At 34.4% G+C, this 17,957-nt stretch carries 16 protein-coding genes; 7 read left to right on the forward strand and 9 right to left on the reverse strand.

Translation table 11 applies throughout. The annotated features are described in order from the left end of the window. The first annotated feature begins 248 nt into the window (after positions 1–248). Positions 249–3,182 (forward strand): M16 family metallopeptidase, encoded by a 2,934-nt coding sequence (locus LZQ00_RS17785; protein WP_234510596.1) that lies wholly within the window; start codon positions 249–251, stop codon positions 3,180–3,182. A 48-nt stretch (positions 3,183–3,230) separates the two neighbouring features. Here LZQ00_RS17785 and LZQ00_RS17790 read toward each other — a convergent pair whose 3' ends face one another. Next, a complete protein-coding gene (locus LZQ00_RS17790; RefSeq protein WP_234510597.1) occupies positions 3,231–3,953 on the reverse strand; it encodes a DUF1080 domain-containing protein in 723 nt (240 codons plus the stop codon). 101 nt (positions 3,954–4,054) lie between these two features. Continuing rightward, positions 4,055–4,576 (reverse strand): NADPH-dependent FMN reductase, encoded by a 522-nt coding sequence (locus LZQ00_RS17795; RefSeq protein WP_234510598.1) that lies wholly within the window; start codon positions 4,574–4,576, stop codon positions 4,055–4,057. 229 nt (positions 4,577–4,805) lie between these two features. Here LZQ00_RS17795 and LZQ00_RS17800 point away from each other — a divergent pair, with 229 nt between their 5' ends. The 5 genes from LZQ00_RS17800 to lepB all read left to right on the forward strand — a co-directional run bounded on the left by LZQ00_RS17800 (position 4,806) and on the right by lepB (position 9,609). Further along, on the forward strand, positions 4,806–5,603 hold the full coding sequence (locus LZQ00_RS17800; protein WP_234510599.1) for a ParA family protein: 798 nt from the start codon (positions 4,806–4,808) through the stop codon (positions 5,601–5,603). Position 5,604: 1 nt separating this feature from the next. Further along, entirely contained in the window at positions 5,605–6,525 is a 921-nt protein-coding gene (locus LZQ00_RS17805) for a ParB/RepB/Spo0J family partition protein (RefSeq protein WP_234510600.1), read from the forward strand. Between the two features lies 1 nt (position 6,526). Next, positions 6,527–7,252 (forward strand): DUF5683 domain-containing protein, encoded by a 726-nt coding sequence (locus LZQ00_RS17810; RefSeq protein WP_234510601.1) that lies wholly within the window; start codon positions 6,527–6,529, stop codon positions 7,250–7,252. An 84-nt stretch (positions 7,253–7,336) separates the two neighbouring features. Beyond that, positions 7,337–8,080 carry a 4-hydroxy-tetrahydrodipicolinate reductase gene (gene dapB / locus LZQ00_RS17815; RefSeq protein ID WP_234510602.1) on the forward strand — a complete coding sequence of 248 codons (744 nt, stop codon included), beginning with the start codon at positions 7,337–7,339 and terminating at the stop codon, positions 8,078–8,080. A gap of 104 nt (positions 8,081–8,184) precedes the next feature. Further along, positions 8,185–9,609: a signal peptidase I gene (gene lepB, locus LZQ00_RS17820; protein WP_234510603.1), complete on the forward strand. Its 1,425-nt coding sequence runs from the start codon at positions 8,185–8,187 to the stop codon at positions 9,607–9,609. 40 nt (positions 9,610–9,649) lie between these two features. Here lepB and LZQ00_RS17825 read toward each other — a convergent pair whose 3' ends face one another. Further along, positions 9,650–10,366: a pyridoxine 5'-phosphate synthase gene (locus LZQ00_RS17825; protein ID WP_234510604.1), complete on the reverse strand. Its 717-nt coding sequence runs from the start codon at positions 10,364–10,366 to the stop codon at positions 9,650–9,652. A 115-nt stretch (positions 10,367–10,481) separates the two neighbouring features. On the opposite strand from LZQ00_RS17825, the gene cdaA reads away from it, so the two are divergent. Next, positions 10,482–11,276, forward strand: a complete 795-nt coding sequence (gene cdaA / locus LZQ00_RS17830) for a diadenylate cyclase CdaA (RefSeq protein WP_234510605.1) — start codon at positions 10,482–10,484, stop codon at positions 11,274–11,276. A 45-nt stretch (positions 11,277–11,321) separates the two neighbouring features. Here cdaA and LZQ00_RS17835 read toward each other — a convergent pair whose 3' ends face one another. The 6 genes from LZQ00_RS17835 to LZQ00_RS17860 form a co-directional block, all read right to left on the reverse strand. Further along, entirely contained in the window at positions 11,322–12,170 is an 849-nt protein-coding gene (locus LZQ00_RS17835; protein WP_234510606.1) for a DUF2911 domain-containing protein, read from the reverse strand. Positions 12,171–12,277: 107 nt separating this feature from the next. Then, positions 12,278–14,005 (reverse strand): DUF4091 domain-containing protein, encoded by a 1,728-nt coding sequence (locus LZQ00_RS17840; RefSeq protein ID WP_234510607.1) that lies wholly within the window; start codon positions 14,003–14,005, stop codon positions 12,278–12,280. Positions 14,006–14,081: 76 nt separating this feature from the next. After that, a complete protein-coding gene (locus LZQ00_RS17845; protein WP_234510608.1) occupies positions 14,082–15,377 on the reverse strand; it encodes a sugar MFS transporter in 1,296 nt (431 codons plus the stop codon). Between the two features lie 332 nt (positions 15,378–15,709). Continuing rightward, positions 15,710–16,129, reverse strand: coding sequence for a hotdog fold thioesterase (locus LZQ00_RS17850; protein WP_317259286.1), 420 nt, complete (start codon positions 16,127–16,129; stop codon positions 15,710–15,712). Continuing rightward, entirely contained in the window at positions 16,101–16,649 is a 549-nt protein-coding gene (locus LZQ00_RS17855) for a DinB family protein (protein ID WP_234510610.1), read from the reverse strand. Before LZQ00_RS17855 ends, LZQ00_RS17850 begins: the two co-directional genes overlap by 29 nt. After that, positions 16,630–17,859, reverse strand: a complete 1,230-nt coding sequence (locus LZQ00_RS17860; protein ID WP_234510611.1) for a sensor histidine kinase — start codon at positions 17,857–17,859, stop codon at positions 16,630–16,632. The genes LZQ00_RS17855 and LZQ00_RS17860 overlap by 20 nt, the downstream gene beginning before the upstream one ends. Positions 17,860–17,957: the final 98 nt, after the last annotated feature.

Genomic DNA, 17,957 nt, shown 5'->3' on the forward strand with positions numbered 1-17,957 from the left:
TGAAGATTATGCATTTCGTTTATATTTTGTATGCTGTTCTAAGCTGATGCAACTTTTTACTATCCTTCTAATGCATCAGTAGAAATTCAACTTAAATACGAAACATCTCCTTTAAAATTTAATAAATTTTTATATAAACATATTGTTTATTAGTGTTTTAATAATTTTATAGTAATTATATATGTCTAATATATATATTCTTCAAAACATTTATATATTTGATTGAATCTTATAAACTTATATTAAGAATGAATTTTAAATCTATCTCTGTAATAGCATTTGTTTTTTTATCTAGTGTTAACACATTTGCACAAACAAAAAAGTATGATTGGAAAGAAGCAAGTGAGGGAGGCTACTCGTATCGTTACGTAAGCAATGACCCTACTAATTCGCGTTTTTATACTTTAAAAAATGGTTTGACAGTAATTTTGAGTCCTTCTAAAAAGGTGCCTCGTATTCAAACCTATATCGCGACTAAGGCGGGTAGTAAAACCGATCCTTCTGATCATACAGGTCTAGCGCATTATCTAGAGCATATGCTTTTTAAAGGTACCGATAAGTATGGATCAAAAGACTGGGCAAAAGAAAAGCCTTTGCTAGATCAAATTGATGCGTTGTATGAACAGTATAATTCTACTAAAGACGAGACAAAACGTAAAGAAATTTATAAACAAATTGATCAAGTATCTGGAGAAGCAGCGAAGTATGCTATCGCTAATGAGTATGATAAGTTGATGAGTGAGATGGGCGCAGATGGAACGAATGCATTCACCTCATTTGAACAAACTGTTTATACAGAAGATATTCCAAATAATGTTATAGATAAGTTTCTTGCCGTTCAAGCAGAACGTTTCCGTAATCCTATTTTAAGACTTTTCCATACCGAATTAGAGGCTGTTTATGAAGAGAAAAATAGAGGTTTGGATGATGATGGTCGGAAATCTGTAGAGGCGATGTTTGAAGCGATGTTTCCCAATAATAATTATGGAAAGCAGACCACTATAGGAACGGTAGAACATTTAAAAAACCCATCTCTAAAGGCAATACGAGAATATTTCAATACGTATTATGTGCCGAATAATATGGGTGTGATTATGTCAGGTGATTTTGATCCCAATGAGGTGGTCAAGAAAATAGATCAATCATTTAGCTACATGCAACCAAAACAAATTCCAGCATATACATTTGATGCGGAGAAGGAGATTACACAGCCCGTTGTAAGAGAGGTAAAAGGACCAGGTTCTGAATTTTTATTTTTGGGATTCCGTTTCCCAGGAGCAGCAACTAAAGATGCGCAGATGTTGAATTTACTGGGTAATATCTTGGCGAATGGTTCTGCTGGTCTGATTGATTTGGATTTAGTGAAATCGCAAAAGCTATTGGGTGCTGGTGCATTTCCTTATGTGTTGAAAGATTATTCTATGCTGATTTTGCAGGCGAATCCAAGTGAAGGACAATCTTTGGATGATGTTAAGGCAATGGTTTTAGCGGAGATGGAGAAATTGAGAAAAGGTGATTTTTCAGATGATTTGATTACTTCTATTGTCAATAATGAGAAGAAGTCAGAAATTGCTAGAAATGAAAGTTATAGTAATCGTGCAGAAGAATTGATGGATGCTTTTACATCTGGTGTAGACTGGTCAACAGAATTAAGTTATGCTGATAATTTGAGTAAAATAACCAAGAAAGATATCATGGATTTTGCTTCTAAATATTTGAATAACAGCAATTATGTTGCTGTTTATAAACGTAAGGGAGTAGATAATAGTGTTGTTAAGGTGGAAAAGCCGCCAATTACACCAGTAACAGTTAATCGTAATGATCAATCACTTTTTGTAAAAACGATTGCTGAAATGCCTGAAAATGAAATCAAACCGGTATGGTTAGATTATAATAAAGATATTCAAAAGGCTAGTTTAAAAGGTGTGGATGTTTTGGCTGTTCAGAATAAAGATAATGAATTATTTAGTTTGACCTATCGTTATGATATGGGAAAATGGAATAATAAATTATTAGTTATAGCAGCAAATTATTTAGAATTTTTGGGTACTAAAGATAAATCGAGTGAAGATTTCAGTAAAGAGTTCTATAAGTTGGCTTCAGATTTTTCTGTTACTTCTGGCAATGAAGAGACAAGAATTAATATTTCAGGACTGAATGAAAATTTTGAAAAAACGGTTACACTCATTCAAGATTTGTTGAAAAACAGTGTGGCTGATCAAGGGGCATTGGAAGCTTATATTGTTCGTTTGAAAAAATCAAGGACAAATGCGAAGGAAAATAAAAATGCAATTATGGAAGGGCTTAAATCCTATGCCAAATATGGTGCTAAAAATCCGTTTAATAATGTCTTAACAGATGAGGAACTAAGTACTATTAAAGCATCAGATTTAGTCAATCTATTGCACGAATTAGCAAATACAAAACACCAAATTCTATATTATGGGCCAAAAACAACGAACCAATTAGTAGCTGATTTGAAACCATTAAATACAAATACTAGTTTTAGTTCCGTTCAAAAAGCAATCAATTTTGAAGAATTACCAACTCCTACAAATCAAGTGCTGTTTGCTAACTTTGATATGAAACAAGCGGAAGTGTTTTGGTTTAGAAACGCTGAATTATACAATCAAAAATATAGTCCCACTGTTTCTTTATTTAATAACTATTTTGGGGGAGGTATGGGCAGTATTGTTTTTCAAACGATTAGAGAATCAAAAGCACTAGCATATTCTACATATGCCTATTTTGGTGTTCCAGCGAAAAAGGAAAATCGTTATTCAGTAGGGGCTTATGTGGGAACACAAGCTGATAAATTTAACGAAGCTGTCATTGGAATGAATGAGTTACTGAATGATTTACCAGATGCGCCAAAAGCATTAGAAATTGCAAAGGTGAGTTTAGTGAAATCATTGGCTAGTGACCGTGTCACAAATGCAGGAATATTGTCAAATTATTTGACAGCACAACGATTGGGGCTTTCAACAGATATTCGTAAAGAGATCTATGAGCAAGCTCCGAAGTTAACGTTTGTAGACTTAAAAGCTTTCCATAATAAAGAAATGAGCCAGAAACCTTACGTTTACTGTATTGTTGCAAAAGATGAAAATGTGAAACTGGAAGATTTGCAAAAACTTGGAGAAGTTAAAAAACTAACTTTGGATGAGTTGTTTGGGTATTAATGATTTCAGATAAAAAGAGAAGAGCGGGATTATCCCGCTCTTCTCTTTTTATAATACTTTTATCTTGATATTTCGAAATGAAACGGCATCTGTATGATTCTGCAATGCAATTTTTCCAGTTTGAAATAGACCAAAATCTGGATAATTTTTCATGTTGGTTTTCGCGATTAAATTTTTCCATTCTTCTGTATTGATCACATTTTCGAAAGTGAGTTGACCATTCAACCAAAAACTAACCTTTCCTTTATTTTGTACAATACGAGATTCATTCCATTCATTGAAGGGTTTGGGTTTTGAATTTGATCCTATGCATTTTACAGCATAAAGACACCCCGCCCAATGTGTAGAGTCTGCTTGATGACGAGATTCAGCATTGCCATTGTCTAAAAGTTGCATCTCCAAACCTGTAACGAAAGTAGCATCATATTTTTTGTCTTCCTGCACATCAATAAATACACCGCTATTTCCCCCTTTGGCAACTTTCCAATCATACTTTAATTCAAAATCTTGATAAGTTTCATTGGAAATTAGATCTCCAAATATTCCTGTTTTTACGGTAGGATCGCATAGAATTTCTTCGTCTTTAACAACCCATTTTGAGGGTTGATTGCCTTGATTGTAAATATGCCAATTGTTAAGATCTTTCCCATTAAAGAGCAACTGCCACCCGTCCTTTTCTTCTGAAGGGGTAAGGGTGTTGTTTTTGTTGGTTTGTTTACAGGCGGAAAATAAAACTATTGATAATACGATGTAGGTTAGTGTTGACTTCATGTTGATCGTTTTTTTTAACAAAATACAAAAAAGTTATAGTAATATCGGATTTCTATAAAAACCAATAATAAATCATTGATTTGTACGAATATTTTTGATGATTAGAAACGAACAAATTCTTCTATCTGTTCATGTATTGCATTGATTGTTTCTTCATGAATAAATGAATGCTCTTCATTTATTTCATTCTGGATATGAGGTAAGAATATTTTTAAGGGTAAGACATACATTCGTAAATAATTACAAATTCCTGTTAAATGATCTATTCCTCTTAAATTGCCGTATCGCCCAGATGAAAGTCCAATAAGAGCAGCTTTTTTATGAAAAAAACTGGCAGGAAAAGCACAAGCATCTATAAAAATCTTCAATACACCAGGTATGCTTCCATTATATTCAGGGGTGATAAAAACGAATTTATCTGCGTCGGAAACAAGTTGTTGAATTCCCTTAAATAAATCACTTCGTTGACCATATAAATCCGAGACAATGATGTCTTTAGGCAGGTCTGTTAAGGATAGTATTTCACAGTGTTCTCCTTTTTTTTGCAACTGCTCTTGATAGTGTTGTGCAACTTTTAGCGTCTTACTTTTGGGACGATTTGTTCCCGAAATTATTAAAATCATTGTCTAGTTGTAACTTATAAAAACCCTCCGAACAAAGTGGATGTATATCCTGATTTTTTGTATCTTAGCATCTTGAGGAAGTATTCCTTTAGATACTTTCAAAAGTAAGAAATAAGCATCATTTAAGCATTTTTTTTACGGAGAAGAATCTAAGAATTAGCATAATAATCCTTTTTTGTGACGTAAAGGGAATAAAACGACATTTTATAAAGAAAGAATTTCATTCGAAATGGGTAAAATTATATCAATTGCAAATCAAAAAGGTGGTGTAGGTAAAACAACAACATCAATCAATTTGGCAGCTAGTTTAGCGGTTTTAGAATATAAAACGTTATTGGTTGATGCTGATCCGCAAGCGAATTCCACTTCAGGAATTGGATTTGATCCAAGATCTATTAAAGAAAGCATATATGAATGTTTGGTGAATGATTTAGATCCTCGTGATGCTATTCAAACAACTGAAACACCTAATTTGGATTTATTACCTGCTCATATCGACTTAGTTGGTGCTGAAATTGAAATGATTAATATGCACGAACGGGAATATAAAATGAAAAAAATCTTAGATCAGATTAAAGATGATTATGATTTTATCATTATTGATTGTTCTCCTTCATTAGGTTTGATTACGATCAATGCACTTTCGGCTTCCGATTCAGTTGTTATTCCTGTTCAGTGCGAGTATTTTGCCTTAGAAGGTTTGGGTAAGTTATTGAATACAATTAAAATTGTTCAAACGCGTTTAAATACAAGTTTAGAGATCGAAGGAATTTTATTGACGATGTATGATGTCCGATTACGATTGTCTAATCAAGTAGTAGAAGAAGTAAAAACACATTTTACAGAATTGGTGTTTGATACCATTATTCAACGGAATACGCGTTTGAGCGAAGCGCCAAGTTTTGGTATTTCTGTAATTATGCATGATGCATCTTGTAAAGGAGCGATCAACTACTTAAATTTGGCACGAGAAATTTTACACAAGAATGGACATTTAAAAGAGTTAGATTCAACAGTTACAATATAATATGGCAGCACAACAGCGAAAAACAGGTCTAGGAAGAGGATTGGGTGCCTTATTAAATGATAGTGTCGATATCCCAGGAAAAAATGCAGCGACATCTCGATCAGAAATACCTGCAAAATCAAAATCCTCTGGTACTATAAGTACAGTCAATGTTGATGAAATAGAAGTGAATCCATTTCAACCTCGTACTGATTTTGATCCACAAGCGCTACAAGAACTTTCTGAATCGATCTTATTACAAGGTTTGATTCAACCGATTACCGTTCGAAAAATTGGTGATCATGCGTATCAATTAATTTCTGGAGAACGACGTTATCGTGCTTCAAAATTGGCGGGCATCACTGAAATTCCAGCGTATATACGTATGGCTAATGACCAACAGATGTTGGAAATGGCTTTGATCGAAAATATTCAGCGTGAAAATCTAAATGCAATTGAAGTTGCCTTAAGTTTTCAACGTATGATTGAAGAATGTGATCTGAAACAAGAGGAGCTAGGAGAACGAGTAAGTAAAAACCGATCTACAGTAACCAATTATCTAAGACTGTTAAAATTACCTCCAGTGATCCAGGCGGCTATTCGCGATGGAGAGTTGACTATGGGACATGCTCGAGCACTTATTAATGTTGGAGAAGTTGATAAGCAATTATACATCTTTAAACTAATTCTTGATTTAGGTTTATCAGTACGCAAGGCTGAAGAATTAGTTCGGGATATCCAAAATGGAAATAAGAAAAAGACGCAGAAGAATAAAAATACCCCTAAATCTTTTCAATTTCAAAAGATTGAAGATGATTTAGCATCTAAATTCTCTTCTCGTGTTAAGTTGAATCTGAAGAGTGCGAAAGGAAAGGGAGCGATTGAAATTCCTTTTGAATCAGAAGATGATTTGAGCCGTATTTTAGAATTATTAGACTGGTAGTATGTATAAAGTAATCAGTCTATTGTTTTTTGTATTGATCATTTTTGTTGTTCAAGCACAACAAGTGGATCAGAAAGGAAAACCGGTATTAAAGTCAGTGTCTTTAACAGACTCAACAAAAAAGGCGCTATCGGTACAAGATACAATAAAAAAAGAATCAAGAAGAGAAAGAAAGAAGAGAGAAAAAGCAGAGGAGGAGGCTAAGAAACCTAAAATTTTCAAAGATTCTACACGTCTTGCTATAGAGGCAAAGACAGCTACAGCATGGAAACGCTCTTTAATCCTACCTGGATGGGGGCAATATACCAATAAAGGTCTTTGGTGGCTCAAGGTGCCAATCATATACGGTGGATTTACCTCTACTGTACTTGTTTTTGATTTTAACAATCGTTACTATAAAGAGCTAATCACGGAATTAGATTACCGGTATTCAAACAATGGAGCTGTTAGTAATCCATTATATGCTGGAGCATCAACAGAAGGACTTATTAGTGCAAAAGATTATGCACGTCGTAATCGAGATTTGATGGTCCTCTTGACAGTGGGATGGTATGGGCTTAATGTGGTAGAAGCCTATGTGGATTCTATGTTAAAGAACCGTTGGAATGTAAGTTCAGAAAAAATTGGATTTACAATCAGACCAACTATTCTGCAAGGACCAACTAACCGTTTTGCTTACAATGCTGTACCAAATGTAGGTTTAAAATTATCCATGCATATAAAATAAAATTATTTAACTTAAATTCATATTTAAAAATTAGTGTATTTCTAATTATAATAACTTTTTAATTAAATGTGATCTGAAATTAATATGAAAATTGTATTATTCGGCTATGGCAAAATGGGTCAAATTATTGAGAAATTTTCTCAAAAAAGAGGACATGATATTCATTTGATTATCAATAGCGAAAACCGCAACTCAATCACCGCTACTGACCTACAAGATGCCGATGTTGCCATAGATTTCGGTGTTCCTCAAGCTGCATTAGCAAATATGGAACTTTGTTTAGAAGCTAATCTTCCTGTTGTTGTGGGAACGACAGGTTGGTATGAACATTTGGACGAGGTACAGCAGAAATGTGAACAAGCTAATGGCTCCATATTATATGGTTCTAACTTTTCAATTGGCGTGAATATCTTTTTTCATATCAATAAAATGTTAGCCAAAGCGATTCAACCTTATAAAGCATATGATGTTCAGGTTGAGGAGATTCATCACATTCACAAATTAGACTCTCCAAGTGGAACAGCGATTACAATAGCTGAAGGAATTTTAAACAATAGTGATGTCAAAACTTCATGGGTTAATTCTTTAGTTGGTGATGGGGAAGAGATCATTCCGAAAGGGAATGAGTTGTTGATAGAGAGTCACCGTATAGAAGAAGTGCCAGGTACACATACTGTTGTATACAGTTCCGAAGTCGATCAAATCGAGTTTAAACATACAGCACATAGTCGTGATGGTTTTGCATTAGGTTCTGTTATTGCTGCTGAATGGTTATTTGGAAGAAAAGGATTCTATCAGGTAACAGAAATGTTTGATTTCAATAAGTAATCCTAGCAACGATTTTACGTTAAAAGGGGAACCATGTAACGAAACTATGGTCGGTTATACTAATTGAAATATTGGATTATTAAAATTTAAATTTAAAGAAAGGTATGTGGTATATTATTTTTGCTGTCTTAACAATAATCGCTCTTTATGGGCTTTGGAAACTATTTGTTAAAGCGGGAAGACAAGGTTGGGAAGCTATAGTCCCTTTTTATCGCGAGTATGTAATGGCTGAATTAACAGGTAGAGCTAAATGGACCGTTATTCTATTGTTAGTACCTATTGTCAATATATTTGTTTTCTATGGTCTTTACTTGGATTTGATTAAAGCTTTTGGGAAAAGAAGATTTTGGGAAAATGCAGCAGCAATCTTAGTTCCATTTATCGTATTACCACTTTGGGCAAATGATCCTTTAGTGAAGTATTTAGGAAAACCTAATACAGAAGAATTTAAGAAGAAATACTTCTATAAAAAATCAATGGCTAGGGAGTGGGCTGATGCGATTGTTTTTGCGACAGTTGCAGCATCTCTAATCAGAGGGTTTTTGATTGAAGCCTATATGATTCCAACAGGATCTATGGAGCATACATTATTGGTGGGGGATTTTCTATTTGTGAGTAAATTAAATTATGGCCCCCGTATTCCAATGACACCTATCGCTTTTCCTTTTGCACATCATACGATGCCAATAACAGGTGGAAAGGCTTATTCAGAATTGATTCAGATTCCTTATAAACGGTTACCTGGATTTCAGGAAATTAAAAGAAATGATGTTGTTGTATTCAATTACCCGATGGAGGCTGATGCGCCTTTTAATCGCCCAGTTGATAAGCGAGAGAATTATATTAAACGTTGTGTAGGAATGCCTGGAGATAAAGTTTCTATGTCTAATGCGGTATTATTTGTCAACGGTAAGCCTGGCTTTGTACCACCAGAGGGACAATTGGGTTATTTAGTGACTGCTGATCAGACAGGATTGGATATTCGGGTTATGAATGATAAAAGATTGGAAACATATGAAACGAATCAACCTAATGTTTACCAAGTTTTTATGACTAAAGAAGAGGCTGCGATGATGAAAGGATGGGCCAATGTGAAGCAAGTAGTTCCTAATATTCAAAAACCAGGAATAGATGATGGGGCCACCTTTCCAAATGTAGCAGCATTAAAATGGAACTTTGATAATTTTGGACCGATTACCATTCCGAGTAAAGGCTGGACGATACAGTTAGACAGTATCACACTTCCACTTTATGAACGTGCCATTACAGTGTATGAGGGAAATACATTAGAAAAGAAAGCAGATGGTACTTATATCAATGGAGCCAAAGCGAATTCTTACACTTTTAAAATGAATTACTATTGGATGATGGGTGATAACCGTCATAACTCATTAGACTCTCGTGGTTGGGGCTTTGTGCCAGAAGACCATATCGTTGGTAAAGCTTTATTTACCTGGTTGAGCTTTGATGAATTAGGTTCTGGACTGTCGAAAATAAGATGGAACAGAATATTCAAAGGAATAGAATAAAATAGAAGAGGCTTTACAAATTTGTAAAGCCTCTTCTATTTTATTTTAAAGCATTTAAGTATCTTTTTATCGTTTCTTCTAGACCTAGATAGAGTGCATCAGCAATTAGGGCATGGCCAATACTTACTTCTAACAATCCAGGGATATGTTGATTAAAATAAGTTAAGTTATTGAGATCTAAATCATGACCAGCGTTTATACCTAATCCTACTTCGCGTGCTTTTAAAGCTGCTTGGAAATATGGTTTGATGGCTTCATCTCTTTCATCCATAAAGGCTTGTGCATATGCCTCTGTATATAATTCAATACGATCCGTTCCAGTCTCTGCAGCTGCTTCTACCATATCTCGATCTGGATCAACAAAAATAGAAACACGAATACCCTGATCTTTGAAAAGTTTACACATATCCGAAAGGTAAGCTTTGTTTTTAACGGTATTCCAACCATGATTTGAAGTGATTTGTCCTTCAGTGTCAGGTACTAATGTTACCTGTGCTGGCTTGTTAGCTAAAACAAGATCAATAAACTTCTGCTCTTGACAATTTCCCTCGATGTTTAGTTCTGTTTGAATATTCGCCTTCAAATCATACACATCGGCATAACGAATATGGCGTTCGTCTGGTCGGGGGTGAACAGTGATTCCTTGAGCGCCAAAGCGTTCACAGGCTAAAGCCGCAGCTAAAACATTTGGATTGTTTCCTCCTCTGGAATTACGAAGAGTAGCTATTTTATTGATATTTACGGATAATGCTGTCATTTATTTCAATCGTTTAAGTAAAAATACAAAACAATTTGGATGCATGTTCATATTAACGATAATTTGGTTGATAAAGAACAGATTCTTTATTTGATTTTTTTTAACTTGCATCTATATGGAAGGAATTGATTACAGCCTCTTTAGAGGCTTCCGTTTGTTAGATGTCATTGATATTATGTTGGTGGCGATTATCATTTACTATGTTTATAGTTTAATTCGTGGTACCATTGCCGTCAATATTCTAATAGGTGTTGCTTTATTTTATGGTATTTATATTATCGTAAAACAAATGCATATGCGTTTGTTGACAGAGATATTCGGTGGATTTATTTCTGTAGGCTCAATCGCATTGATTGTTGTTTTCCAACAGGAAATTAGGCGTTTTTTACTGCATGTGGGTAAGAATATTTCGATGAAACGAAAGAAGATCTTATGGTCATTCTTGATGAGCAAGAAAACCGTTACAAAAGATAATTCTGAACATTTAAAACCAATTATCGAAGCGTGTCGTAGTATGTCTAAAACGCACACCGGAGCTTTACTTGTGTTTGCTAAATATTTTGATGAAGAATACTATCAAAGCAGTGGAGAATATATAGATGCTCATATTTCGAAACGTTTGATTGAAAGTATTTTTCATAAAAATAGTCCTTTACATGATGGGGCAGTTGTTGTTGTAGATTTTAAGATTATGTCCGCTTCTTGTATTTTACCTTTATCAGATAGCGAAGATTTACCTTTACAATTTGGATTACGTCATCGAGCAGGTATTGGTGTAACAGAGATATCTGATGCTGTTGCCGTTATTGTTTCGGAAGAAACAGGGGAAATATCCTTTGCCAAGGATGGAAATGTGAATATGAATATTACACATGAAGAGTTAGCAGAGCTTCTTAAAGAAGAGTTATAAAAAAGAAAACCGCTTTTAAAGCGGTTTTCTTTTTTATAATATATGTTATTTGCTAGCTTGTTTAATAACCTGTGTATTTAATTTAACGTACTCAGCATTGTTTTCTTTTTGAGCAAGTTCAACACCTTTTTGAGCAGTAGCGATAGCACCTTTTTTATCACCAGCTTTCAATTGGATTTTAGCTTTCCAATAACTGATGTATGGAACATTTGGATTTGCTTTTTCAGCTTCGTTAGCCCATGATAAAGCTTTGTTAAGATCTAAATTATTATTCAAATAAAACTGAGCAGCTTGTAGGTATGGTTTTTTCTCCCCTTTCATTGCCTCATCAATACTCGCCATAATTTCATTGTTCTGGTCTACTTTAATATTGAATTTGGTCAACGTATTTGCCCAAGCTAATGATAACGTTGCCGAGTTCGTCGTTACATTCTCAAATTGCATCGTGAAGGATTCTACTTTGTTCGCTAATTTTTCAGACTTAACATTGAAACGTAATAGATCATCTTTTTTATCATAGGTATATGCTCCCCATTGATTACTATTTTTTGTTAAGATAATCGTCCAATCTGTTTTTGTCGGAATGGTTAATATACCATACGTTCCAGCAGGTACTTTATTTCCTTCAATCGTTACTTCTTCTTCAAATTTAATAACAGGGAGACTGTTTGCTCCTGTTCTCCAGACTTCATTATAAGGGACTAGATCCCCAAAAATAACACGACCATTCACATTTGGTCTTTGATAAGTAAGTGCTATATTTTTAATCCCCAACCCTTGTGTTATGGAAGTCGAACTACTCGCTTGAGGTAATTTTACTTGAGCAAACGAAGCCGTTGAGATACTCAACGCCAGTACTGTCGTAGCGCAAAATGTTAAAATAGATTTTTTCATTTTGTAAATGTTTAATTTTCTCTAAAATAATTCTAAATAATCAGAATAAAGAATTTTGATTTTAAAAAAATAGTGAAGATCAATTGACCTTCACTATTTGCAGTTTTTTATAAACTGTTTAATATTTCTTTCGCTTCAATCAGCTGTTTTGGAATCATTTTTTGGTTGATGTTTTTATTGCTGAAAGTAGCTATTGCAGTATTTAATTTCTGCAATTGAGAAGGATTCAATGTTTGTCTTAAAATTCTTATTTTCTCAGCATCTTGTACGCCTTCTATTAGCTTTTCGAAACGAATTGAAGTCATATTGTCAGGGTATACAAAATAAGTGTCACCACCTAACCAAGTTCCATGTCTGGTATCTTGATTCGGATTGGCATTCCAACAATCAAATGCCCATCTTAAATAACCATCAAAACCTCTTTGCACACTATTCCAAGCTAACCAAGTTGCTTCTTGATAACCTGAATTGGTGAACGTATTTGGGAAAATCTCGGAACAACAGGTATACAGTGTCGTCTTATAACCTTTTTCTTTGCGCATCTTTAATACCTCTGGTGCCATATCTTCTCCTAATGTGATGCTATAATCTGCAAATTGATCGGAGATCTGTGGATGGTAAGCGCCTGCAAGTGATGATTTGAATGCTGGGTCAGCTTCTTTGATAATGGCTATAGCACGTTTCATATCTTCCTGAGGTCTTTCATCCATGGCAATTGTCGTCCATTCGAAATAACCTTTCTCTTTTAGATGTTTAGCAAAATCTTTTAAAAGTGGTAGCCAATGTTCTCGATATTTTGAATCTTCGGTTTTTACTTTTAAGATTTCGTATTTGCCTGTACGTTCATCAAAATATTGAAAATTCATATTCCAAGGAATCATACTGTAACAATTGATATATTCTGAAATGCCAATGTCACGCATAAAACTCACCCATTTATCAAAGATGCTGTAATCATATGACCAAGTACCATCTTTCTTTTTGGTCCATTTGATCATGGCTTGATATTTATCATACGTCTGACCATTCCAGGGGTCATTGATAATACTCGCTGTAATATTTTTTTGACCAGCATCACGTAATCTTTCATAGTATGGTTTCATGATTTTGAAATGCTCAGGTGACCATAATGCTACTTGATATTGTCTAGCAATGGAGTAAGGGTTTTGCCATAAGTCCAAGTGATACTCCCAGTTTTTTGCTTCAGGTAAAACATGTGGAAGCACCTCTATACTGTAAGGAATGGTTGTATTATAATTTGTTCCTTTTATCGTTAATAATCCTTTATAGGTACCTATTGCCGCATCACGAGGAACTTGAATGCTTAACCAAAGGGGTCTTGTTGTGTTTTTTTCATATTCAAAGCTTGATTGATCTGTAATACGATCGGCCACTAAGGCTGAGTCTAATACTTTGTTGATACCACAACCATTCTTTAGATCGCCTGCAAGGTCTGTCATAACATAGGAGATGTATCCAATAGAAATTTGATCTGTATTAATTGGATTACCTTTAGCATTTTTCAATGAGGAAGAACTGATTTCAACTTTATCATGATTCTGATTACTCCAGAATACCAATTGTGTATGAACTTTCTCTCCTTTCCAAGCTTTGGTATTCCAAGCTTTGGTCAATGTTTCTACAGAGGGTGGATTTGTTTTAGAATAACTGTAATCAGCTATGCTAAAAGAAAAATTACTTTTTTCTTTTAATAAACTCCATTTTTCAGTGGAAAGGGGAGCCTTTGGATCTTTTAATTCTGTTATTTTTTGTGAATACCCCTGCTGTGTAGAAATGAATAAGCTAAAGATTAAGCAGTAGATTGATTTTTTCATATTTTGATTTTCAAGAAAAATAGCGGTTATTGCTTAAAATAACCGCTATTTAATTTAAACAAATTATAATTATTTATTATTTCTGTCCTACTTTGTGGCCTTTAGTTCCAAAATACAAGATGTATAAATAAGCTGGAACCATTGCATATAAGAATGCATGTTGAAAATCAACATGTATGTTGTCTTTTAAGAAACCATAAATCAACGGCCAGATTGCTCCACCAGCGATCCCCATAATCATGATTGCGGATCCAGTTTTGGTAAATCTACCTAATCCTTTGATTCCTAATGGAAAAATTGCTGGCCACATGAGAGAATTTGCAATACCTAAAAGGGCTACAAAAATAAAGGAAGTAATACCAGTTGTAAACACCGAAATAAAGGTGAAAAGAATACCCACTATGGTACAGATACGTAAAGCAAATTGCTGGGAAACAAACTTAGGAATTGTAATAATACCTATAATATATCCTAAAAGCATACAACCTAAAGTAAATGTCGTTGCATAGGTTACCAAGGCGCCATGGATATTTAATTGACGAGCATATACACCAATAATATCTCCTGCCATTACTTCTACTGCTACACAGAAAAAGATTGCTAAAGAGCCTAAAAATAAATGTGGAAATTGGAAGATGCTTGTTTTCTTTTCTTTGATAATAACTGCCCCATCTTCATCTACGTGCTCTTCTTCGGCATTAACATCTACCTCTGGTAGGTGTGTTATTTTAATAACGACAGCAAATAAAACAAAAACAACGGCTAGTGTGATATAAGGTGTATGTACACGTTGTAATAACGAGTCCAGAATGGCATTTTTAGCCTCCATATCCACTGCAGCATTTAACTTTGCTGTCACCGCTGAGGAATCTTTTAAGAATAGAGTTCCGAAGATCAAAGGGACGATAATCCCTGCAGATTTATTGAAAAATCCTGCGATTGATATTCTTTGTGCCGCACTATCAATGGGACCAATAATACTTAAGTAAGGGTTTACGGCAGTTTGAAGTAGTGCCATTGCAGATCCTTGAACAAAGATACCTGTCAGGAATAAAATATAACTTCTGCTATCAGCAGCAGGAATGAAAATTAATGATCCTAGACCCAACAAAATTAAGCTGAGCACTAAACCATTTTTGAATCCGATTTTTTTTAAAATCCAAGAACTAGGAATTGCTAGAAAGAAATAAGCAATGTAAGAAGCAAATGTTACGAAAAAAGCTTGTAAGTCTGTTTCTAAGTTACAGGCAATCTTTAAGAAGGGGATAAGTGTTCCATTTGCCCAAGTGACAAATCCTAAAATGAAGAATAAGGCACAACACATGGCCATAGGACGAAAGGCTGTTTTTCCTGAATTTGATTGAGAATTCATTTTTTAGTATCGATTAATTGTTTTTTTAGATTAAAAAATTAGAATGCATTGATTTTTGGGTGTCTTTATTCAAGATTTGTTTTACACAATCGATTGAAATTGGTTTATAGTAAAAATCAAAGTTTTTCTACTACAAGACTAATTAAATTAATTCAATTAAGAAAATAAAAAGACGGGGAGGTAGCGTTTATTTGGTAATAAATGGAATAAAAAAAGGAGTATTACACCTGGTGTAACGCTCCCTTTTTAATAAAACCGTATTTGTAAACCAATTCAGTTGGCTTAGTATATTTACCAAGACAAATAATAAGAAAGAATGTTTTGAAATAACGTTATTTACTTATAATGGCTACTGTTAATCTTGAAATGCAATTTAATTTGCCAGATTCATCCGAGATTCGGATATCCCAAATATGGGTTTGCTTTCCAATATGTACTGCTGTACAAACAGCCGTCACCAACCCTGTTGTTACTGGGCGTAGGTGATTGGCATTGACTTCTAATCCAACTCCCTTTTGTGTATCAGGATTAATGATTAAGTTGGAAGCAATACTACCGATTGACTCGGCTAATACGACTGAAGCTCCTCCATGTAATATTCCAAAAGGTTGTCTTGTTTTGTCATTTACGGGCATTGTTGCCGTAATAGAATGACTATCAATAGCAGTTGCTTTAATTTCCAGAAATCCCGTCATATATTGGGCAAGTATTCCGTTAACTTGATCAATGTTGTAATTCTGAAACCAAATCATTGACATTGTTTGAGTTTAAATAACGTTCGTGGATAATAATGCGGTGGTGATTTAAATGGCCAGCAACGACATATAATAATGCCTTTACACTTATCAGTCTTTCTGACGCCATACCTTTTCTTTCAAGCTCAGCCTCATTAAGATTTTCAAAAAGAAACATATTTGCTTTTCGTAAATGAACAAATTCCTTACTTAGGGAAGCTAATGTACGTTCATTGTATCTGGAGTTTTGAATAAAATATTCTTGATCATATCCCAAAAGTTCTTTCATATCATTTCGAGAAAACCTCAATGCACGATAAGCCATAACACGTTCATTATCCAAGATATGTCCGATGACCTCTTTGATAGACCATTTATCCTCTGCATAACGATAATCACCTTTTTCTTCAGGTATGGTGTCAAGAAACGCGGGAAAGGATAAAATTTGTTCCTCCAATACCTCCATGACATCTCCTACAACTGTCTCAATGTATGTGGAATACACCGCTGGGTATTCATCAGATTTCAGTGGGTTCATATGTTAGATTACTTTTTAATATTATTCTAAATGTTGTGCCTTTTCCAATTTCAGAATCTTTCACGAAAATATGGCCTTGGTGATAGTGTACCATTCTTTTTGTTAGACTTAATCCTAATCCCCATCCACGTTTGCGAGTGGTAAATCCAGGTTGAAATACCGTTTCAAAGTTTGACCTCGAAATTCCTTTTCCAGTATCACTAATGTCAATAAAAATTTCTTCTTTTGCAATGTTTTCAGATATTTTAACAGTTATTTTTCCTTCAGAAGAAATCGCATTAACGGCATTTTTTAATAAATTTTCTATAATCCAATCAAATAAAGGGATATTAAGCTTTGCTTCGACATGTTTATCGCCAATTAACTCAAATGTAATTTTGTCACTGGTTCTAACTTTAAAGTAACGAATATAAGATTCGATCACTTCAAATACATTGGCATTATGAAGGACAGGTGTCGAACCAATTTTAGAGAAACGATCTGCAACTATTTCTAAGCGTTTGATATCATTTTCCATTTCATTTAATGTATCATCATCTTCTGCATCAAATTTTAATTTAATAAGTTCCAACCAACCCATTAAGGAAGAGATTGGCGTACCTAATTGATGCGCTGCCTCTTTTGTCAAACCTACCCAAACTAAGTTTTGCTCTGATTTTCGAATGGAATTAAATACGGTATATGCAATAATCAAAAAAATGGCAATCAAAGAAAGCTGAATATAAGGAAATACCCGCAGCTGCTGAAGAAACCATGAATCTTTATAATAAACTAGCCATTTTGCTCCAGTATCTAATTCTAGCACTATTGGAGGATGGCTTTTTCTCATAAAATTGAGTTGCTTCTCAAAATATTGTGGATCATAGTCCAAATGATGATTTGTACTGTCTTTCGTTGTTGTTTTGATATTGGTTTTGGTGGAGTCGAGATCGCGCCAAAAAACAATATGTCCTTTCTCATCCGTAATAATTGCGGGAACAGCAAGGCTATCTCTGACAGCATAAACGAAAGTGATAAACTCATCGTCAACATCAGGCATGGTCATAATACTTTTTGTACTCATTGCCCATACTTCAGCCTTTGTACGTTCCACGCGAGATAGATTTTTTACTAAATAGTTCGTGTACAATAAGGATGCTGCTGCTATTATTGCTGCGAAGATGAGTAAGAAGAATTTCCAACGTTGTTGATTGTATTGATAAGGATTCATATTAAACAAAAGGAATCGTGATCCTGCAAATTAACGAATTAAATGAAATTAATGCTTAGATGGCATAATATATCTCACGATAAACGCTAGGTTTTGTT

Origin of the sequence: Sphingobacterium sp. SRCM116780 (assembly GCF_021442025.1) — a bacterium.
Taxonomy (GTDB): Bacteria; Bacteroidota; Bacteroidia; order Sphingobacteriales; family Sphingobacteriaceae; genus Sphingobacterium.